This is a genomic window from Paenibacillus sp. DMB20, from assembly GCF_000987955.1.
In the GTDB taxonomy this organism is placed as follows: Bacteria; Bacillota; Bacilli; order Paenibacillales; family Paenibacillaceae; genus Paenibacillus_AQ.
The window spans coordinates 1-22073 of sequence record NZ_LAZU01000003.1 but is presented as its reverse complement, the minus strand read 5'-3'; the positions used below and the strand labels follow the sequence as shown (position 1 = coordinate 22073).

General features: G+C 43.5%; 20 protein-coding genes. 3 read left to right on the top strand and 17 right to left on the bottom strand.

The window, feature by feature from the left end:
* Nucleotides 1–139: 139 nt before the first annotated feature.
* The 13 genes from XI25_RS00690 to XI25_RS00630 form a co-directional block, all read right to left on the bottom strand.
* Nucleotides 140–1573 (bottom strand): erythromycin esterase family protein, encoded by a 1434-nt coding sequence (locus XI25_RS00690; RefSeq protein ID WP_052759395.1) that lies wholly within the window; start codon nt 1571–1573, stop codon nt 140–142.
* A 129-nt stretch (nt 1574–1702) separates the two neighbouring features.
* Nucleotides 1703–2356 carry an HAD family hydrolase gene (locus XI25_RS00685; RefSeq protein WP_046676901.1) on the bottom strand — a complete coding sequence of 218 codons (654 nt, stop codon included), beginning with the start codon at nt 2354–2356 and terminating at the stop codon, nt 1703–1705.
* A gap of 30 nt (nt 2357–2386) precedes the next feature.
* Nucleotides 2387–3004 carry an NUDIX hydrolase gene (locus XI25_RS00680; protein WP_046676900.1) on the bottom strand — a complete coding sequence of 206 codons (618 nt, stop codon included), beginning with the start codon at nt 3002–3004 and terminating at the stop codon, nt 2387–2389.
* A 38-nt stretch (nt 3005–3042) separates the two neighbouring features.
* Nucleotides 3043–4029: an ROK family protein gene (locus tag XI25_RS00675; RefSeq protein WP_046676899.1), complete on the bottom strand. Its 987-nt coding sequence runs from the start codon at nt 4027–4029 to the stop codon at nt 3043–3045.
* A 442-nt stretch (nt 4030–4471) separates the two neighbouring features.
* Nucleotides 4472–6043, bottom strand: a complete 1572-nt coding sequence (locus XI25_RS00670; RefSeq protein WP_046676898.1) for a sigma-70 family RNA polymerase sigma factor — start codon at nt 6041–6043, stop codon at nt 4472–4474.
* 74 nt (nt 6044–6117) lie between these two features.
* Complete coding sequence (locus XI25_RS00665) at nt 6118–6966, bottom strand: DNA alkylation repair protein (RefSeq protein ID WP_235439602.1); 849 nt, start codon at nt 6964–6966, stop codon at nt 6118–6120.
* A gap of 161 nt (nt 6967–7127) precedes the next feature.
* Nucleotides 7128–7817 carry a Crp/Fnr family transcriptional regulator gene (locus XI25_RS00660; RefSeq protein ID WP_046676897.1) on the bottom strand — a complete coding sequence of 230 codons (690 nt, stop codon included), beginning with the start codon at nt 7815–7817 and terminating at the stop codon, nt 7128–7130.
* Nucleotides 7818–7864: 47 nt separating this feature from the next.
* Nucleotides 7865–8842, bottom strand: coding sequence for a BadF/BadG/BcrA/BcrD ATPase family protein (locus tag XI25_RS00655; protein WP_046676896.1), 978 nt, complete (start codon nt 8840–8842; stop codon nt 7865–7867).
* 459 nt (nt 8843–9301) lie between these two features.
* The gene (locus tag XI25_RS00650) at nt 9302–9685 is read right to left on the bottom strand and encodes a hypothetical protein (RefSeq protein WP_046676895.1); all 384 of its coding nucleotides are present in this window, start codon (nt 9683–9685) and stop codon (nt 9302–9304) included.
* Nucleotides 9686–9773: 88 nt separating this feature from the next.
* A complete protein-coding gene (locus XI25_RS00645; RefSeq protein WP_046676894.1) occupies nt 9774–10364 on the bottom strand; it encodes a histidine phosphatase family protein in 591 nt (196 codons plus the stop codon).
* A gap of 54 nt (nt 10365–10418) precedes the next feature.
* Entirely contained in the window at nt 10419–10886 is a 468-nt protein-coding gene (locus XI25_RS00640; protein WP_046676893.1) for a hypothetical protein, read from the bottom strand.
* A 34-nt stretch (nt 10887–10920) separates the two neighbouring features.
* Nucleotides 10921–11457, bottom strand: coding sequence for a hypothetical protein (locus XI25_RS00635; RefSeq protein WP_046676892.1), 537 nt, complete (start codon nt 11455–11457; stop codon nt 10921–10923).
* Between the two features lie 154 nt (nt 11458–11611).
* Nucleotides 11612–12679, bottom strand: a complete 1068-nt coding sequence (locus tag XI25_RS00630) for an undecaprenyldiphospho-muramoylpentapeptide beta-N-acetylglucosaminyltransferase (RefSeq protein WP_046676891.1) — start codon at nt 12677–12679, stop codon at nt 11612–11614.
* Between the two features lie 611 nt (nt 12680–13290).
* On the opposite strand from XI25_RS00630, the gene XI25_RS00625 reads away from it, so the two are divergent.
* From XI25_RS00625 to XI25_RS00615, 3 genes are all read left to right on the top strand, one after another.
* Nucleotides 13291–15579 (top strand): PQQ-dependent sugar dehydrogenase, encoded by a 2289-nt coding sequence (locus XI25_RS00625; RefSeq protein WP_046676890.1) that lies wholly within the window; start codon nt 13291–13293, stop codon nt 15577–15579.
* 227 nt (nt 15580–15806) lie between these two features.
* Nucleotides 15807–16283 (top strand): DUF2975 domain-containing protein, encoded by a 477-nt coding sequence (locus XI25_RS00620; protein WP_046676889.1) that lies wholly within the window; start codon nt 15807–15809, stop codon nt 16281–16283.
* A 10-nt stretch (nt 16284–16293) separates the two neighbouring features.
* The gene (locus tag XI25_RS00615) at nt 16294–16509 is read left to right on the top strand and encodes a helix-turn-helix domain-containing protein (RefSeq protein ID WP_046676888.1); all 216 of its coding nucleotides are present in this window, start codon (nt 16294–16296) and stop codon (nt 16507–16509) included.
* Between the two features lie 234 nt (nt 16510–16743).
* Here the strand turns inward: XI25_RS00615 and XI25_RS00610 are convergent, their stop codons facing one another.
* From XI25_RS00610 to XI25_RS00600, 4 genes are all read right to left on the bottom strand, one after another.
* The gene (locus tag XI25_RS00610) at nt 16744–19152 is read right to left on the bottom strand and encodes a penicillin acylase family protein (RefSeq protein WP_046676887.1); all 2409 of its coding nucleotides are present in this window, start codon (nt 19150–19152) and stop codon (nt 16744–16746) included.
* 545 nt (nt 19153–19697) lie between these two features.
* The gene (locus XI25_RS33940) at nt 19698–19751 is read right to left on the bottom strand and encodes a putative holin-like toxin (protein ID WP_235439613.1); all 54 of its coding nucleotides are present in this window, start codon (nt 19749–19751) and stop codon (nt 19698–19700) included.
* Nucleotides 19752–19910: 159 nt separating this feature from the next.
* Nucleotides 19911–20408 carry a hypothetical protein gene (locus XI25_RS33935; RefSeq protein ID WP_235439601.1) on the bottom strand — a complete coding sequence of 166 codons (498 nt, stop codon included), beginning with the start codon at nt 20406–20408 and terminating at the stop codon, nt 19911–19913.
* A 218-nt stretch (nt 20409–20626) separates the two neighbouring features.
* A complete protein-coding gene (locus tag XI25_RS00600; protein WP_046676886.1) occupies nt 20627–21148 on the bottom strand; it encodes a GNAT family N-acetyltransferase in 522 nt (173 codons plus the stop codon).
* Between the last annotated feature and the right edge of the window lie 925 nt (nt 21149–22073).

Here is a 22073-nt window from a genome sequence, read left to right as displayed (position 1 = left end):
ACGCCTCGCTTTATTCTGATTCCCAGCAACCAGGGTGCCAAAGCGGTTAATTAGAAAAAAGAACCGAATAACACACATTAAATTGTGTTGTTCAGGTTCTTTTTTTGAAATCAGAAGCGAGCAAACTCTAGCTAACGCCTCACTTCTTTATTCGTTTAGACGGATGAATGGTATCGATGAAAAGTATTCCGTCATATTGATCCCGGGGGATCATTTCCTCTTCAAGCACTCCCCATGCTTTCGCGATAAGAGGAGTGAACATCCACGAGTTTCCTTTGTTCATTTCCTGCCGGCTCATGTCAATGAAGGTCACCGGCCCTTTTCCGGCCTTTAAAATATCCTCCAAGCTTCCTGCCCGATGCGGCAGCGCTACCGTTTCCGATTCGCCATTATTTTTGCTGGAGCTTCCCTGAAATGCATATAGACCGATGGTATAACTCTCCTTTTTTAGCTGAAAAGGAATCATCTCCCCCATCGTAGGGTAAGGGTTGTTATCAAAATCAAAGCCATTATGTTCTGTGATCATGGTCGAATTATGCTTGCGTATGTGATAATTGTGTCCCCATACGATGATTTTTTCATTCGGATACAAGGTTCTCGCCAGCCAAGCCAGATTATCTGCCATGATTCTATCGCGCTCATAGCTCGCTTGCTTCAAGTGTTTCTCCGGCTCCTTACCCGCCATGAATTGTACGGATTTCGGGATATAAGAATCCAGCATATCCACCCGGTTCTGCAATATACGCTTCATTCTCGGCACAAGCTCGGGATGTTCCTTGCAAGCTTGGCTTAACTTCAATTGATTTTTCTTGATAAACTTCTGAAAATCGATGTACTTTCTCTTTATTTTGGGTTGTTCGCGATTGAACTGCTCTATATTATCGATCATATGTAATCTTAAGTACTCTCGTTCGGTTTCCGCAAAGGCTTTGGCCTTGCTTTTATCCACTGTGGAAAACCATTTCTGGGCAAAATCTATAAAAGTTTCGCTCGTTCCTTGCGCGTCCACGCCTGTCAGAATTAACGGACGCTCCGTTTTGCTCCGTTCCGCAATGTATTCGAACAACGGCAAGTTTTCTTCGACCTGCCATACGCCAAAAATCGAGTTTTTCATAACTTCATGGGGCTTTTTATGGTTTGCCTTCATATATGCTGCGGTAGTATCCCCCAAGTTTGATTCAAATGCAAGTACATTATAGCCCAGTTCTTCATGCAAATATTGTATCAGCCTAACCTTGACGGAGTTGTATTCGGACGCCCCGTGCGAAGCTTCTCCAAGGCTGACGATGCGCTTATCCTGCAATAACGGCTTCAGAAAAGCCAAATCAGCAAAGTGCTGGAAGCGGTCCTCGCTTTTTCCCGATGAGATTTCCTGGCGCGGTTTTATCGTTGAAATGGTTACCGCGTTCTCGCTCACCCACTCTTTCCATCCTGCAATATCCTGTTTAGTGCCAATCGTGCCAAATGCTGCTTCGCGAACGGATTCTGACATATAGGCAGTACTGCTGCCCGAGGATAACCCGATCACGCAAGCCGCCGACGCCATGATCAATGCTTTAACTGCTTTTTTCAATTCTCTTCACTCCTGATGTATTATTTCGTACGTCATACATCCTATCAGAGCGATTTTAAATGAAGGTTCATCCTGGTTTAAAATCCGTTTAATTTTTCGTAAAACGTAATCAAAATCGATTTCCCTGATTTAACCGTTACGTAAACTGCCATTTTGATAAAAATCCATAAAATCACGGATGCTTTCCGCAAAATGGTCGGGTCTGCATGTCAACTTCACGGGTGTGTAATCGGGCAGCCAATGAACTCCGACCGTAAACACTTTTGCTTGCAGCCCTGCCAGTATATCCGCATCGCTGTCGCCGATAAACATGGCCTCGGCATGGGATACATCCAGCTTCGCCAATGCTTTGTTCAATCCTTCCGGGCTAGGCTTGGGTTCAATGACATCATCGCCGGTAATGGTCGCATCAAAGATGCCATCCAGCCCAAGCATATCAAAAGATATTTGCAAACTTCTGGAGGCTTTTCCTGTCACGATCCCCAATTTGGTTCCTGCTTCCTTTAACAAACCCAACAGCTGGACAATTTCTTCGTTATGTTTTACAAGCTCTTTGTGGTGTTTCAGGTATTCCTCGTAGTAGATTTCAATCCCCTGAGCTTTATCCGGATGAACGAGATTTTCATGAATGATGCCAGTCTCGGATGGACCGAACATCGCAAGTATTTCTTCCTTGGAAACCTCTTTTTGATCTAATATTCTAAAAACGCTTTGAAAAGCAAAAAAGCAAACCGGAAGTGTATCCGCGAGAGTCCCGTCAAAATCAAATATAACCGCCTTGATATGAACCCCTCCCCATCATTTCAAAAATAGCTAATCGAAAACCGTTTCCTTATTAGGCTTTTTGAGAAACTCAAACATCAGTTTTATCTGGGACTCCGTATTCCTGTTGGTTGAAAGAGCGGGCAGAGCCTCCTCCGGAAAGAACTTTATGGCCTCCGTTTCGATTCCTGAAGTTGGAGTACCCCCGACAATCTCGCAGCGAATGAATATTTTATAATAGTGGTGGGCTTCCGGCGGATGAGGGTGTTTATTTTTATCCAATAAAGCCAGCAATTTCACCGGCACGGTCTCAAAACCGGATTCCTCCCGTATTTCCTTCACGACGTTTTCCGCTGGAGATACGCCTATTTCACAAAAACCCCCGGGTAAGGACCAGCGTTCATCCATCTTTTCCTTGACCATCAATATTTTATGATCCTGGAAAACCACTCCGCGAACATCTGCTTTAGGCGTCGGGTAGCCTGTCTCGTTGGCAAATAAATCCCTGATTTTGTGCAACTGCGTTCCTGTGTGTTCGTTCATAATCTCCAGACTGATATTCCGGAGCTCTTCATAACGCTCTATATCATAAACATCTTTTGAAAAGGTCAGCCCGGCTTGAGCTAAAGATTGCAGCCTTCTTGCCCAATCCAGCCATTTATCGCTCATAAGACCACTCCTATTCGTAACGACCGTACCTGAACGCTCTATTTCTGATCCGTGTCTTCCGTGAGCAAACGTTCGGCAAAAACGGATAATCCTCTTTCGTAATCCTCTTTAAAACTGCGTATCATTTCAATGTGCGGAATGGCATGGGCAGGCAGGTTTTTGGCACACTCCTTACGAATTTCATGCGCTTTGCCCGAGATGAGTTCATTTTCATATAAGACAATCCGGTCAGGATTCAATAAAGAAACATAAGAGCGGACCACTCGAGCGTAATAATCCACGATATCCGCTCCCTCAAAATGCGTTTTTGCATATTCAAAATTATGCTCAATGGGAAGATAATGAAGCTCACCTGCGAAAGAGGATACTCCATTCCAAACCTTGCCATCTATGACGATACCGCCGCCAATTCCAATTTTGCCTAGATAGATACAAACTACGGCTCTGGACGAATGCCCGTAATTTGACCAATACCCGGTAGATACAATTTGCATATCCCCTTCTACAACAGCCGGAAGTCCGGAAATATGATTAAGGTATGCCGTCAGGTTTACGCCCCGCAGCTCATCGTACCCAAAGGCTTCGGTCACAATGCCTTGATGTACTGTGCCGGCCAGCCCCATGGCGATTGCGCCGAGCTGCGGGTAACGCGCCTGTACACGCATAACCAGCGTGTCAATCGTTTGCAAGATTCCCTTACAGTTTTCTGTACCGGAATCCAAGGGTTCTCCAAAAAGATCATGAACGATCCAATTTAGCTCCTGTGCTTCCAAACTGATGGAAAGTGTCACTTTAAACGTTGGATTCATTGCATAGAGCTGTGCGCAACGCCCGCCCGTTGATTTTCCAACGCCTTTGTCCATCAATTCGCCCGCTTTGACCAAGCTGTCCACTACACGGCTCACGGTTGGAAAGCTTAAACCGGTTTCCCTGGCCAACATATTTTTGCTCATGATGCCTTTTTGTTTTAACACACGGCGTATCGTATTGGTATTGATGTTTTTGATTTCCGCTGCGTCAGCCATGAAGCCTCCATACTTTTGTTCATTCTTTTTAATACTTCTTTAATATGTTGGGATCATAATACCACTTCATGCTTTTGATTACAAGAGTAACGTTTAACAACCTTAACCAAAAATTTGAGCAGCAATAGCATAAAGCGTATCCGGTAATTGAATTGAATTTTTAATCATTACCGGCGGACTTTGCGCCACAACTCCTCCCCCTTCGATCGATCTTAACCGTGTACAAACCTTCAATTATCCATCGTCACACTGGACACAACATTCCGTCAACATATTAAGTTTACATAATAATTTTTAAGTGAACCAACTTCCATGAACCCTATTTCGCTTCGAGAGTACATAACTAACCCTCGACGGCCCGAGGGTTAGTTATGTATTTTCATAATAACAGGTTAGAAAAATCGAATTACCCCTCACTGCAACAGTTGTACTTCCAAAAACCTCAATCCGCTCTCTCCGTCCGTATCACTGCCTTGCTCTGTGCATCCCATCGCCAGGGCGAAGTCTCCTGCAGATGTATTCCGCCGACCCACTTATCCAGTTGGCCCGCTACGGCGAAATCTGCTTTTCCAATCAATACGTCCTGTCCCAGCTGCGTCAACTGCAGCACGCTTTCACGGAATGAAAGTGAAGTCCTCTTGAAGTCGGCAAACGGTGTTTTGCCCTGAACCTCCAGTAAAGGATTCGGCCCTTTCGTCAGGGAGCTCAGAACGTACCAGAACTCCAGGTCACCCATTCCTAGTACATGAAGCCGGTCGCCTACGCTTTGGAACAGCTCATAAGGCGTGGGGATTCCGTCTGCAATAGTCTCCAACGTGACTTGTTCAACGATCCCTAGTCCATTAAACACGGAAGGCAGCCGGGCCAAGTGCATTTCGAAGGCTTCCCTTACAAAAGGTAACGCCGAAGTATCCCTCACCAGCAGATGTACAAGTTGTTCGGGCTGATCGGCTGCATAGGCTTCCCACACTCTGTTGCCCAGCTCAATCTCAGCTTCGCCAATGGACTGCCATGTACCGGATAAAGTTTCAAGCTGCTCCGTGCTCAACTGGCCTAATCCTCGGAACAACGGGATTCCCGGATAAGACCCGATGCACAGCAAGCTAAGTTTCGTGCTCTTAAGAAAGCGTCCCTTAAACCAATGCAGTAAGTAACAAAGCATGGTTTGGTCAAATAGATCGTGTTCAAACCAGAACACGATTTCATCATATTTTCCAAAACCCTGAAGCTTCTGCTCCTGCGCTTCACAAGTCTGCATAAATTCGAACTCCGGGATGCCAAGTGTCCGTTCCAAATACGTCGCCCTCGTCCTCCTGTTATTGAGCTCGTCCATTTCCTTAAATACCGGACCAAATGGATAGAGCTCACGCCATACCAATATTTCTCCTTGGATATTCCCCTGCTTCAGTTTGTCTGCAACCGAATCTCCGTTAACGATATGAAGCATGCGCGTACCTCCCTCATAAAGATCAGTGAACACGGAGACAAAGTCGGCAACATGAAGGGTGCTTTTCAGATTCCGGCGCGCATCAAAGAGTCTTTTTTTCAATGCCGGCAAAGATACGCCCAAGATGTCCGAGATTTCGCGGACGCTGTATCCCTGAAAATAGTATAGCTGTACCGCAATGCGCTGGCTTGAAGGCAGATCCGCAATGGTTGCATGAAGCTTTCCGACAAGATCCCTTTTCTCTACAATCGCCTCCAGATTTCCTTGGTTACCGCTGGACAGCTCTAACTCTTGAAGCGGAACCGTCCGTAAAGGCTTGCGCCGTAAGTAACGAAAACACTGGCGTTCCACGATCACTTTGAACCACCCGGGAAAACGCCGGGGCTCCTGCAGCTTATGCAAATTCATAAAAGCTTCGGCAAACGCCTCTTGAGCCGCATCCTCCGCCAAATAGGGATCATGTAATTTCTCATAAGCCACTGCTAGCGCCATGCCGCTAAAATGACTGACCAGTTCCCCATATGCTTCCTTACTCCCTCTCTTCGCCTCTTCAATCCAATGATGCACTTCCTCCGGCACCTCCTTTGTCTGTGTCTATACATTAAGTGCCGCTGATCCTAAAAAAGGTTACCGAATGTCTTTTATTTCTTTTTTGCCAGGCTTCGTTGCGCACGCGTCACGATTCGCTTCGTTTCCTTTGTTTCCGAAGATTCCAGCCACGCCTTGCATACCTGGATCACCCAGTCCGGCTTTGTTTTGCTCGCATCATTCAACCAGTTTCCAACAGAGTCCTGAACATATTTAGCCGAATCGGATTTGACTGCCTCCAGCAATGGAAGGGCAATTTCGGGATGATCCTTCAGCTCGGAAATGTGCTTGGCCCAGACTCCTTGCGGACGGGTCGATTCGATGGCAAATCTCCGGATATAGGCATTCCCATCCTGCACCCAATCGCCCAATATGCGAATAGATTGACTTAATTCTTTGGAGACGGTATCTCTAACAGCCATCCATGCAATTTCGCGTACTCCAAAGTGATCATCCGACGCAAACGGACGAATAAACGCCAATTTTTGTTTGAGATCGGTCTCATCGAGTCCAACAATGTAAGCCGCCCAGCACCGCACGCTATCCGATCGATGGGTGGAGAGCCTGTCGAAGATTCGGGAGCTTTCTTCTTTCGGCAAGAGTTTAAATAGATGGAGCCATTCCATCGCTACCGCAGGTATGACCTTCATGATTTTATTCTTTGAAACCGGCCCCAGCCCTGTCAGCATCGTATCTGAGTATTGTTCTAACCCGAGTTCGGAAAGTACATGCTTTAGCAGTATGATATGATCGATGGCGAGCCATTCGGTCAAGTTAACTGTTTCTAACTGTCCTCTATGTAATAATTCGATTACTTCGACAGGGATGTCGCTAACCTTACGAGCCCCTTTCCTATCGATAATTGTGTTCGATATGTATATTGTCTTGTCATTTTTATGCATCCGCATCCGACCTCCGTTTCTACCAGAATTCACCTTGAATTTCGAGACCTGTATCGATTGATATACCCGACTCTTTTCATCTCTCACCGGCAAAAACAGGTTCTGGCATATAAACGGTACTTCAATTCTTGCAAAGATGATGTAATGCAGTTTACTGCTTTCTACCCTTGCGTGTTCATTTTTGAAAAGAGTTTATCTCGATGAATGTAGATCGTCCTAAAACCAGTCTTGATCGTTTTTTCTTCAACCAACTCTTGCAGTGCATGCGTTACAGCCTCCCTGGTTGCTCCGACCAAATGCGCAATTTCTTGATGGGAAAGAGACAAATTGATTCTGTAATAATCATCTTCGCCCTGTATTCCAAACTGTTCGGATAACTTAACGAAGAGGTGTAAAATTTTATCGTGCAGCATTCCAAGAGCCAGATTTTGAGCGAGGCTGCTCATGCGGGCCAAACGCTCGCTTAAGGCATTGACCATATTCATCATAAAACGAGGCCGCTCAAGAAGGTAGTTCTCGAATCGCTCCTTGTCCATCATGCAGATGTCGCTCTCCTCGATCGTTTCGATGAACAAATCCCGAGTCCCCAGCGAGATGCCGTTCATTTCACCGAATACATTGCCTTCGCTTAAAATATCCAAGGTGAACTGCTTGCCTGCGGTATTAAGCTGGTATAAACGGATTTTCCCTCTTTTCACGAAATATAGCCTTTCCATAAACGTTTCCGGCGTTTGAATAAACGTATTTTTCGGAAAAGTCGTGATTGAAGTGAGCTCGTCCATTACGATTAAATCTTCTTGCGATAGTGAATCCATTAAATCGAACTGCGACAAATATTGAATTTTATCCATTCTTCCTCCCCGGCTGTAGATAATACACATTTACTATGGGATCTTTTTCACCAAGTCGAATGAGGGTGGTTCCGAATTGATTCAATCGTTTTCAAATCAACCGGAATATCTAAACTTCGCAGTGCCATCAATACAGCACCGGAGACCGCCGATAGCTCGGGATTTTTAAAACAATATCGTTTGTTTTTGCCGGTTTGTAAACGTTCAATAAACTTGGATTTCATATAAGGGCTTTTGATGACGCTTCCTATACCCGTAACTGAGATGAGGTCGGATTGGAAGAACGCCCCTAAAATCTCTACGCCTACCATAATTTGGTCAATGGCTTTATCGCATACGATCTGACCCAATCGGCTTCCTTCCTGTGCGCCATTGGTGACGATTGAGGCCATTTCCCCAAATTTTTTATCCCGTTCCTTTCCATCCTCAATAAATCCTCGAGCCGCTAGGGTTCGCAGCCGATCAACGTTTTCAACATTCCAATAGGATAAAATCTTACATATCATCGCCTCATCCGATCGTTGAATATTCCCGGCCAGCAGTTCGAAAATGGCGTCATACGAAAGAAATCTTGCAGCACTCGAAGCATAATGATGGAAGTCAATATTTTTAAGTTGATCCCCTTGTTCCGTGACCGCAAAAATGATCGAACCCGTACCTGATACGACTACGATACTGGGCTTCCCCAAAAAAGCTCCCGCATGCGCAACGACGGAATCGTTCACATACCATTTCGGACAATGTAACCCCTCTACCTCGGTTAAACGTTGTACCCACTTTAAGTCTTGCTCGGACTCATAACCCGCGATCCCTGCATATATTCCTTTGACTTGACCAGCGCCGCAGTCGGCTGTGGAAAGCGCCGCTTGAATGGTTTTTTGAACATTTTCGTGGGCGTTCCCGTCTTTATGGATCGACGATGGCCCGCCTTCCGCATAGGACAAAATATGTCCTGCCAAATCGCTGACCATGACTCGCGTTTTCGAACCACCGCCGTCGATTCCAATAACTGCTTCATGAACCATTTTAAAGACCTCCTGTCTATCAACTTATGAAAAACTCAACTATTCACGAATATAAACACAAAGTTTACTTATATTATCAATCCATCCCCCACAGTAAAATAGACCCCTTAACTACCAGCTTGTTAGCATGCCGTTTCGGGTGTCTGCTTCATTGTTTTTATTTTCTTCATTCAACTATAAATCCCTTCTTAATTAAGCTATGGTTCGTTGAAGATAAGCAAACCTCCCGTTAGACCTATTAAATCTAGGTTTGCTTCTAATGGGAGGTTGTATCTCTGCTTATCCAATTCAAATTATTTTCTTTCTCTATTTGTTTCCGTTTGCCATATACCTTTTATCTTGGCGTAATTACGTTCAGGCAATATAAATACTTCAAAGTCCTCTTCGGGCCCCAACGTTAGCCTGCAGCGTGATGTCTTGTTATCGGATGTTATCCTCTATTCGAACTTCATTAATGTGCTATTTAGATTTGTATATTAATTTATTTATATAATTGTATTTGGGTATCGTACCTTTAGGGACTACTAACTCAATTCCTGTATATTTATTGTCATATAGATCGGTTATACAGTCTTGGATTTCTTCTCTTGCTATCGCTTTATCACTTCGGAACAGTATAGTCCAAGTACCTTTGGATTGACTGATTGTTACAGAGTTATTTGGCTCTAAATGATCTTCAATAATGTTATTAGTAGCCAGCTTTATACCTAACCACTCGTCCTCTGAATCAAATAATAACCTGCAGGACAAATCAGTCTCTCCACCATTATTTAATTGGATGCATTGCTCTCTTGAAAAGAAGTAAAGGTAAATAAGTCTCTCATTCACAAGGGTTATTTTCATTCTCTTTTCCTTTCATTTTTTATGCTCAGGACGATTTCCGATAAAAGATCGAACGCATCGATTCATAAGCACCCTGTTATAAGCAGAATCAGTCTATCTTATTTAGCCCCTCAAGATGCTCTACGCAATTAAACAAACCGCAATTCCAGCCCGAATCATTATGATTTATGATTGTGATAGAAGTATTGCCAATTGGACCATCTATATGAATATCAGCGATCAAACTTTTTAGTATGAATTCGATTAAAGCTCCATGACTTACGATTAATATTTTTCTTCCCTTTAAACGTTCAGTAATTTCCTCAATGAAGGAAAGCCCTCTTTGGACGATGGATTGATCTGTTTCTATTCCCAATGATAATTCTTCCCAACCCGTACCCCATTTGTTAATTCTCTCTTCTAAAGTAGTACCTTCCGTCTCGCCCTTATACATTTCCCTTAATCTAATATCTGTTTGAACCGGTTTCCCAATGATTCCCGCGATAATTTCTGCCGTCTCCACAGCCCGTGAAAGGTCACTTGAATATATGTAATCCCATTCTTCATTTGTCAACCGCTTTGCCAAAGCCCGTGCTTGCCATCTCCCCGTTTCATTCAAAGGTATATCCGTCTGCCCTTGAGCACGTCTTTCCGTGTTCCACATGGTAATCCCATGTCTTACTAATCCAATACATGTCATATATTGAACCCCTTTTGTTGAATAATACACCCGGTCTTTCAGATAACGTAATTTCTATACCCCCTTAAATCTTTTCCATAAGCAGTCAAATAAATGATCTCCATCAACGATCCAGTATTGTTCTTGATCAGGCACTATGTTATAAAAATCTTTGTATTCCCCCACCCACCCTTTAGGAACATAATCCTCAAACGACATAGGTTCTGGAAAGAGAGAGTAAAATATTCGATCATCAAAATTCACGTAAATCGTAGGCATATATTCTAATACATCATCGAAACTTTGGAACGCACTATTGAGATCTACAAGCATTTCTGTCAACTCGCTTGTCGATACTTTATAATCAACGATTTGATCTAAAAATGTTTCTGCAGTCGTTTCATTCAACACTTCAATGCCGAACCTATCTTCCATTTCAATATTTAAAAACCAATATTCCCGTTCAGTGATATACCAACTCCAAGTTCCATTAAAGACGACGCCGACTATTAATATTTGTGCATATTCAGGCATAAGTTTCATATGATTTCTCCAAATTATAAGAAGATTATTAATACTAATTATCTTTATGTTGAATTAGATTTTCATCTTTATCGTAATACTTATAATCTAGAAATTCGTAATCACCTGTATCGGATTGAGGTAAATCAACCCAGGTGACAGTTTCCGTAAATGGGGTGAATTTTTGTTCTATTGTTTCCCCGTTTACATTTACTTGTATTTTAGCGATTTTATTATGGTTATTAGCCATAAACATAAATTTCTTTCCTTTTATTAAAGGTAAAAATAAACGAAAAGAATCTTTGTTACCAGCTTCAATATGCCTCCATATATAGTTGCCTTTTTGATTTTTATGAAATTCAATATAGGCCGGACTATTGTCACCCAAAAAGCCCACGATTCTTACTTCATTGAAATCTTTAACCCCAAGAATTTTAATTTTTTGATCTTTATACCCTTTAATAGATTTGATTACCTTTACTATAGAGTCTTTATCATTTCCATATACCTCTTTTGAATGGTTAATATAATAAAAGGAAGCAGCAACCAGTGTTACCGCGATAAAAATGATCCCGAAAATCCTCTTGTTCATCAACTTCCCCCTCTAATGAAATCCTCTGATATCATTTAACTGCATGGTAGGAAAGCAATTATAGGTAAACTTTAATTTTCAAACGATGTCTTTGCTTTCTCTGAACAATCGCAGCGTAAATGCGGTATTAGCTTGAGTCATTGTCCCCAATGAATCACTTGGATAAATTCTGGATTACGGCAGCCACTTTTTGCAGAGCATTTTTATGATCACTCTTTTTCATGTTTTCAATCATTGCGATTCTCTTTTCAAACAGACTATTTACTGCCTCAACAAATGATTCATCATTCATATCTTCCTCAAGAAGAACCTCACAAAAACCTGATGAGCGAAACGATGCTGCATTCAATATCTGATCCCCCCTACTTGCATTCTGAGAGAGAGGGATTAATAACATCGGTTTTTTCAAAGCAAAAAACTCAAATATGGAGTTAGATCCCGCTCGTGAGATTACAATATCAGCCATGGCTAAAATATCGGCCAAATCGTTATCGACATATTCAAACTGCTTGTATTCTCGATGATTATAGGAACTATTCATTTGTCCTCTTCCACAAATATGAACTACCTGATATTTATTAATCAATAGATGTAAATTTCTTCGGAGAATTTCGTTTATCCGTTGCGAACCCAAACTCCCGCCCATACATACGATGATTGGCTTACTTCTTGTAAAATTACATAGAGTCAAGCCGTGGGCACTTCTTCCATGCAAAAGTTCTTCTCGCACAATTGCGCCAACATAAACAGCTTTGCTCCCTTTCATATGTTCTTTGGCTTCCGGAAAAGTCACGCATATTTTCGAACAAAAAGGAATGGCTATCTTATTGGCTAAACCAGGAGTGATATCGGATTCATGAATAATAACGGGGACCCGGTTTAGCCACGCCCCTAAAACTACTGGAACCGAAACGAAACCGCCTTTGGAAAAAACTACGTCCGGTTTCATTGATTTTATATGTTTAAAAGCTTGAAAAACGCCTTTTATAATACGGAAAGGGTCTTTAATGTTTTCCAAGTCAAAATATCTTCTCAGTTTCCCCGTAGATATGGGAATGTACTCAACATCATCAAACTTCTTCAATAACTCCGCTTCAATCCCGTGCGCGGAACCCATATATTTGACGTCCCAGCCCATATCAAAAAAAATGGGCATTAAAGCAATATTAACCGTAACATGACCAGCAGAGCCTCCACCAGTGAATAAAATACGCTTTGTCATAAAAAACCTCACTACTCCCGGGACCGAGGGTCGACTTGTCGGCCTGACGCGGGAATGATTTGTTATCGGATAGATTTGACAGGACGTCGATCCACAGTTTTTAATCTTTTCAAGTCATGACTAATCAATTTAGAGGCAAATCGAAATATAGATATACTATGCTGACTATTAGACGCACATTCTTGAACTGATTGGATCAAAAAATGATTTCGCTGATCTCTCATAACGTTTAGGTATTCACGAAACACCCTATCCTTAGATAGGCTCTTATCTGAGGCTGGGGTGTTTGTTGACTGAGCTTCTTCCACGATTATACATCGGTCAACCGAGGGGCGATAGTCCTGAAGCGATAACGCCTTGTTATGCAAATCATAATTGAAATACTCTCAGTTCCTTCTATCCTCTTAGGATTTACTAGTTTCTCCGGTAATTCTTCCAGGATGCTTGTGTGTAAAATTAAATTTATTACTTTTCGGAATTATATTCCTTTTTTATACATATGTGGTAAAGTAAAAATCAAAAGTATAAGCGGTTAAATTTTGAGGAAGGAGGATTTCTTTGTTTTTCAGTGCTTTCCCCTATTGTCATTCCAAAAAATAAGGAGTGTAGCGATGATTACTCGAAGCAAAATGATGGCTTTAAGTTTGTGCATCTTTATGCTGCTCACTTTATTGCCTGTATCAGGCTTTGCCGAGACTGAAACCGAGACCGGGACTGAGATTGAGCTTGAGGTTGAAACTCCCGCAGCCGCTCTGCCGAGTCCGTGGAAGCAGCAAAATATCGGTTCGCCGGCAATAACGGGCAACGCTTCTTTCGACCCGGCTGTTGACCAATTTACCGTAAGCGGTGCGGGCAAGGACATTTGGGGCAAATCGGATCAGCTCAATTATGTGTATCAGCCCTGGACGGGGGATGGCTCCATTATTGCCCTTGTCTCTTCCCAGACAAATACGCACGATTTCGCAAAGGCAGGTATCATGATAAGGGAAACGCTCAAGGCTGATTCCAAGCATGTCGATTTGCTGTTGACGCCTTCCAACGGGTTCACGTTCCAGTACCGGACTGAAACGGGCGGAACCATGCAAAGCGAGAAAATTGCTTCGACGAGCCCGGCCTGGGTCAAGCTGGAACGCAAAGGCAACGTCATCAGAGGATATGTATCCAATAACGGTTTGAACTGGGGCGATTTGGGCAACTTGACCCTAAACATGAATGCCTCGTTGTATGTAGGATTGGCTGTCACCAGCCATAATGAATCCAAATTAAGCACGGCCACCTTTGACAAAGTGAAAGTCAATGCCTCCGGAGATGTATACCCGCCAACCGAACCGACAAACTTGCAAGCAACCAGCGTAACGGATACAACGGCCAGCATATCCTGGACCGCATCGCTCGATGATGTCGGCGTGAAGGATTATGACGTGTACAAAGACAATGCGTTGGCGCAAGCGAATGTAACGGGCACTACCTACACCTATACCGGCTTAACGCCGAATACCACATATAATTTCACGGTCAAGGCCAGAGACACAGCGGGGAACATTTCCAATGCCAGCAGCCCTCTAACCGTGAAAACGACGAACCAAACCGATACTCAGCCCCCGACTGCTCCGACAGGACTTGAAAGCTCAAGCAAAACATCTTCATCAGTCAGTTTGCGCTGGACGTCATCAACAGACAACGTAGGCGTCTATGAGTACGACATTTATAGAAACGACACATTAGCCGGCAGCACGCCTGCGACATCCTTCAACGTGACAGGACTTAAGGCAAATACCACATACAACTTCACCGTTAAAGCAAGGGATTTAGCAGGAAATGCATCTGAGGCCAGTAAAGCGTTGTCCGTTAAAACCAACCCTGCCTCTTCCGATCCATACCTTCCAGAGGTTGTCGCAGACAACTTGGAAACGCCATGGGCTATCGATTTCGCGCCAGATGGACGGATCTTCTTTACGGAACGCAACAGCGGCAGGGTTCGTGTCGTTGAGAACGGGAAATTGAAATCAACGCCAGTCATTACGCTGGGCTCTCCTTTTTATTATATGCCTAAAAGCGAAGGCGGCTTATTGGGACTGGCGCTCGATCCTAATTTTGCCACCAATCATTACATGTATATCTACCATTCCTACAAAACATCAGACAACAAAGTAGCCAACAGGGTCGTTCGTCTTAAAGAGAACAACAATAAAGCTACCATAGACAAGGTTCTTATGACTGATCTTCCTGGTGCGGTCTATCACAATGGCGGCCGTTTGAAAATAGGCCCGGACAACAAACTGTATTTCGGTAACGGCAACTACGGAAACAAAGATGATACCCTGTCTTACCTCGGAGGGAAAATATTCCGCCTCAACTTGGACGGTACCATTCCTGGCGACAATCCGTTTGGTGCCTCGTCTCCGATTTATAGCCGTGGACACCGGAATCCTCAAGGATTAGCATGGCAGCCTGGAACGAACCGGCTCTTTGGATCGGAGCATGGCGAGTCCTCTAAGGACGAGATTAACTTCATTCAACCCGGTAATAATTACGGTTGGCCTAAATATGAGGGCGGGAATCAGAATCAACCGGGCATTACGCCTCCGCTTATTTATGCGAGCGGCACAACGTGGGCCCCTTCCGGCATAACTTTTGTAACCCAAGGGCCATGGGCAGGCAATCTTCTTGTTACCAACCTAAAAGGCAAACAGCTCATTCGTATGGTCATTGAAGAAAAGGATGGCAAGCCGACGATCAGCAGTAATAATCTTAATTACTTGTTTGTGAATAAATACGGCCGCATTCGCGACATTGTCGAAGCGCCGGACGGTTCGCTTTATTTCGTCACCAGTAATAATGGCGACAAAAATGGGAACGGCACTCCGGATAAACTTGTTCGATTGGTCCCTAACTTTTAGCGAACTTCAATAAATAAAAAAGCTATGCAGCTCAGCGCGTGCCGATGCTCAATCGGCGCGCGCTATTTGAGTTTGTCTTTGTAATGAGGAATGCTTTTTTATCTTTTTATTAAATGGGAAGTATGTTTTATAACAATAATATTATAATAAAATGCAATAATAATTTATTGTATTACAATAAATTATGTGTTAAATTCAAGTGACGAAAAATAAGTGAGGTGCTTGCTATGAAACGAGGTTCAACAATCTTTTTAAAAATAGCTGTTTTTCTTATTGGAACTCCAGTTCTTGCTTTATGTATATTTGGCTTACCTTGGTTAGCTAATAATCCGGTAAATCCAGATTATGCCCATATCCTATATCCCATCGTAATCATTATGTATGTATCCGTGATACCGTTTTTCGCTGCGTTGTATCAGGCGTTCCGACTTCTAAGCTACATTGACAAGGACAATGCGTTCTCTAACATTTCTGTAAGAGCTTTAAAGAAAATAAAATACTGTGCCATCACAATCAGTGCCTTGTATGTGGTAATGATGCCGTTCGTTTATCTCGTAGCAGAAAAAGACGATGCCCCGGGTCTCATAATAATCGGAATGGTCCCTGTCTTTGCTTCAATGGTCATCGCAGTCTTTTCTGCAGTTCTTCAAAGGCTTTTGCAACAAGCCATCGATATAAAATCAGAAAATGACCTAATAGTTTGAGGTGAATAACATGGCCATTATAATCAATATTGATGTGATGTTGGCTAAAAGGAAAATGAGTGTTACAGAACTTTCGGAAAGGGTCGGCATAACGATGGCTAATCTCTCCATATTGAAGAATGGTAAGGCAAAAGCGATCCGATTAACCACTTTAGAGGCGATTTGCAAGGCTTTAGAATGCCAGCCTGGAGATATTTTAGAATACAGAATTGACGAAGACACGTAACGTCTTCCGATACTTCGTGCTTCTTGTTATCCTGCAATCGCCGAGTTCGACGGACTTAGCCTCGCAGGGTTCTTCACTGACTTTTCTTCTCTGCTTCATACTATTTGCAAACCGAGGGCAAAGCTGGCAGTGTAGATACCGTGTTATGTGCTGCCGTCGTTTTCCAGGGTAAAAAAGCAGCCCGCATGGGGCTGCTTCAAAGTACAAAATATAGGACTACTATCGTATCTTCCCTCATTCCGGTACTAATTTCAGCTCATTTCCTGCCTTTCGGTATTCATTCGGTACGATACTCGTGATATGGTATTGTCCGGTAGTCCAGTCATCCACCTGGTCATGATACCACTTGCTTAACACATTTCCGGATTGGCCGGGTCCCACCACATTAAACGAGCGGGTCGGATCGGACATATCGATGACCGTTCGCCACGGTGCCCCATGGGTGACTTCTCCGCTCTCTGAATTCCAACCTGCAGCCCCGACGGTGACCCACCCGCCACCCATCGAGGCGGTCTTGGCGTTAAAAATCAGATCCAGCGGCTTCACAGTGCCAAGAGGATGGGCAAAGTCCACCTGATGGAACTTGCCCCATCGCCATTTGTCCGGATGTTTGCCCTGCAGTGAAGCAGCCTGATCCACAGCCAGCTGAAATGCCTGCAGCGCCACCTTTTCGATTCCGCCTTTTTCGTCGATCCATGGCTCCCGCTCACCTTGAAGCGCCCTGCGGAGCATTTCATCCTTTACGACGGACTTATTGTTAAACAGATCCATCATGTCAGCGTTGATTTCGGGTTTGAACAGCACATCATCAAAACTCTGCATCCATAGCTCATAGCCTAATGGCGCAGCCTGTTCCGGATCATTCACTTTATTCCAGTCTTGCAAAAGCGAAAGCGTATCCCGGTCGATCTGCCGCAAATCCGGCGAGTCTTCGATCTTGGCAATCAGCCTATCCAAAAACTCTTCCGCCTGAAGGTTATGGCGGTCAAATTGAAGTTTTTTCATATCCCCTACGGTCAGCTTATCCTTGGCAGACAGCATCTGATGGATACGCGCTTCGCGGTATGGCTGGGACCAATCGTCCGTCAGATGATACGGATAGCTGTCGCCGATCACTTTATTGTTCGCCGTAGCGATAAACCCTACCTTTGGGTTAACGGTTGTGGGCAGTTCATCCCATGGGATATATCCCGTCCACTCATATTCATCGGTCCATCCCGGTACCGGAACCGAACCGTCGCCTTTTTTGCGGATCGGAATCAGGCCGTTCCCACGGTAGGCAATCGTGCCGTCCGTAGAAACAAAAACAAAATTTTGTGCAGGTGCTTCAAAATACTTCAACGCCTGCTTAAACTCCTCCCAGTTCCGCGCTTTCGCAAACATCTGAACCGCTTCGAGCTCCGTCGTTGCATTCAGGGCGGTCCATTTCATCGCAAGCGCCGTTTCCTGCCGCTGGTCATGCGCGAATTCAGAGATAATCGGCCCATGCCGGGTCACGACAACTTCATACGGCACCGGAGCCTCGCCTTTTACCTTAATCTCCTCTTTATAAACCTTGGCATCCTCCCATTTGCCCATATATTCGAATTGATTGGGATTGTCCGGGTTTCTTTTTTCAATATAGAGATCCTGCACGTCCGGCTTCAAATTCGTCACGCCCCAGGCAATCGTGTCATTGTGCCCGAGAATAATCCCCGGAACGCCCGCAAAAATCACGCCGCTTACGTTCAACCCCGGCGCCGAGAGATGTGTCTCATACCAGATGGACGGCGTACTTAACCCTAAATGCGGGTCATTGGCCAACATCGGCTTGCCGGAAGCCGATTTCTCTCCCGATACGACCCAGTTGTTGCTGCCGTTATACGGATTTCGCGGAACCGCGGCGGCAGCCAGCGCCGTCAGATCAAGCGGATGTTCTTTCAGCGCCTGGATGATCAATGCACCATTCTTCGGATAGGTTGGCATAAGCGACTGAAATTTCTCGGCGGACAGCTTCTGCGCCATGGCATATCTGAAAGCCTGCCCCTCCCAGTTGCCCGCCAGATCATAGGCCATGTATTTGCCGATCGTCAAGGAGTCCACCGGCTGCCATTCCTCGGGTTCATACCCCAATATCGCAAATTCGACCGGCAGCGACCTAGTGGCTTTGGCATGTTTGATATAATTGTTGACGCCATCCGCATACCATTGCAGCACCTGTCTGGACTCTTTCGAGTAAGCATCAATAGATACCTCTGCCGCCCTCCGTAAACTGAACGCACGGAAAAATTTATCGCGGTCGATAGCCTTAGCCCCCACCACTTCACTAAGCTGCCCGGAAGCCTGCCTGCGGCTTAAATCCATCTGGAACATGCGATCCTGCGCTGTTACGTAGCCTTGAGCCATGTAGAGATCATGTTCGTTTTGCGCCTCGATATGCGGCACGCCGGAAGCATCCCTCCATACCGTAACTTCCTTTTCCAGTCCAGAAATGCTGAGTTTCCCCTGAACGACAGGCAGACTTTTATTCACGAACCAATATACGTATCCCCCTGCGCAGGCAATCAAAAGCACTAAAACCAAAACAATGATTCCGGTAACGCGCGGCCAACGTTTCTTGCGCCGTTTCACGCTTGGAACAGTTACTGCGGCCAAAAGCTTCATGCGGGACCCCCTCCAGACTGGATATTCTTGAAATAAAATCCGTTATAAATAGTTAAGCGCTTACAAATGTACTGAATATCTATTCATTATTATATTAACGAATACTTTATTCAATGTTCACATTCGTTATTATCAAAATGTTTTGAATCTTCTTCAAAACTGGCTTTTTGTATTTCAGCAAGTCTTGGTACATCATTATCTTCTGCTCCGCTTACCAGAGGTACGCCCGCAGTTTAGCCACGTTGTATATTACAGGGATATACCATCTTCATTTTTACCTTCATCTTACCTTTTTTCTTATAGTCAGGTTTCAATTCGATTAGCTTTGATACATTTTTTCATTGTGTTATTATTCCACTTTTCCAGATGTAGTCAGATAGCCTCACGTTTTACGGATTCTTGATAATGCTGAAACTTCTGACCTTTATTCGCCATGAAAAATGCACCCCTTAGATTTCATCGGATTAACCAAGGGGTTTTTCCAATGTCTCTTCTAAGAGGTGCACTTTATCAACCTTTGGGTGGTTTTTTACTTTCTCTTGTTGTTATGATTTAATGTATGTTATTAGAGCAAGAATGAATGTTCCAAAGAGGAGCATGATCGTTATTACATCTTTTGCCTCCATGGCTTCACCTCCTTTCAAAGGGAAACCATGCCCACCCAGTTTTCAATTGTAGTTATATCTTACCTTCTTAATATCAACGTTCTGATTTATCATCGCCAAGTTGTTGCACTTGCAAATGGTTGATCTTCTGTATCATTTATTTCTTGAGAAGAAATCATCTATACGTTTCTGAGATTCTTTCGGCGAAATCAACTGAACCGCTTCTCCATTTTCATCACAGGTGAAAATCCCCTTAAACGCTTCCGGCATAGCATTGTATTGTTGTTCCAACTGATCATTAAAAGTCTTGAAGCATTCATAATTGTATTGTCTCAATAAGTACTGCATCAAAAAAGAAGAACGCAATATTTCATACTCCTGATAATTATATGGCGTGCTTTCTGGACGCTTCTTTAGAAGCTCCAGCATTTTTTTCATGAGGACAGCAACTTCATTCTGGTCGGCGTATGCTGCATAACCTCTGACCGCAGTTAGCTTCATATCAAGATAGCGTTCTTTTTTAAATGCCTTAAGAAAAAAGTCCTTTCCATCGGTAGGAAGATTGAAAATTAACTGCTTTAAAATCGCATTGCGTTTTGCTATATCTTTAATGGATACGTATTGCTCCATTAGCACATTTGTATCGTCCATAATGCAATCCCCCTACAAAAAATTGTGTGTACGGCATCTATGCGCTTTTGATGGAATTATTTTTTGACTACCTTATATCTTATAAATAATATCCAACTTCCCTTGCTTTACACATCACGCGACCAAGTGTCGAACGGCTCGCAGCGTAGATAAGATGTTATCTGATATCGGCGCCTTCTCAGAATGGCCTTTCAAATATTGCTTAGCTTATGATGTGCTCAATCATTTTCAATCCAATATCTTTGTATTATTATTCCGTCTACTATGTCTTCTGAATCTAGCCTTCCACTATTTTTTATGATAGTCCTTGCTGATCCTACATTGTCTTTATCGCATGTTACTAACACTTTTCTAATACCTTGTACTTTGGCTTTATCTAACGCCATGGCCAATAATCGAGTTGCATTCCCTTTCATTCTCTCACTCGGTCTAATTCCGTATCCAATATGCCCTCCAGTATTAAGTAATTGCTCATTCAATTCATGTCTTATATTGCTTGCACCCAGTACTCTTCCTTTTTTATTCACTAATAAGAAAGTCGAACTGTTTACTTTATTTTCCCCTAGGTCTTTACTAGTTTTTAATTTATGTATCTCATCTAGAAACGAATCAAAATTACTGCAATCCAATCTCAGTACGAACGGAATCATTCTCTCACCAGTGCTTCTCCATTCGTTAATCATGTCTAGATACTCATCCTGATATTCTAAAGAAGGTTCGATTAACTTCAATTCATCCATAAACGATCTCCCTTTTATATAAATTTGCACCGGTTTCTGATAACGTTTCTGTACTCACGAACCCGAGAGGCTTAAGGAGCGAATGCAACTGGGTGGCTTTTCTACTTAGCTTGTAGGGTTATCTGCCTGAACTCACTTAAATTATATTCCTTCATTACTTATTTCAATATAAAAAAATCAAATAAGATAATTAATGGGCTCACAACAAGTGCTATAATACCGCCTAGTTTTATAGATTCTATTGATCGTACTCCAAAAGGTTTGAGTCTCAAAATAAATTCGGGGTAGTTTATCTGTATTATTGCACTTATTAAGCATATCAAACCGATTAATGATATTGGGCTCATGCAATAATTTCACCCGCTCATAGTTTTTAATGGTTCAAAAAAATTATAATTGCGATATTTCTGGTGTTAATAATATAGTTGCATGAATTTCCGATAACGGTCCAACGTTCACGACGTCCACCGTAGATGGGTGTATTCGTGACGATCTCTTGGACCAAGGGCCAGCGCCCCGCAGCGTAAATGTTTTGTTGGTATTCTCAGTTCATACCCGACTGGTTCGGGGATGAACTTTTTCTTTTATACTGGAGAAAACACCGGGCTGAAAAACATATGTTTTGTTAGGACACAGATCCTGTCGCATAAAGTGTTGTACGCCCTAGCCTTTTGTTCATACCCCGATTCAGCTGGTTGGGTCTAGAACACGTATCACCGTGCCAACCTGTGGAGAGCAAAAGTGCTTGCCCCGGTTTATTTAAGGAGGTTATATGAATCAACCTGTTCTAAGTATCGATGTTGCGAAAGGAAAAAGCGTTGCTGCTGCGTTTCTTTCTTACCAAGATTGTATGTATAAACCGTTTCCGTTTTACCATTCAGAAGAAGATCTTCAGCGGGTCCTGGCTATTCTGGAGGAATTGAAG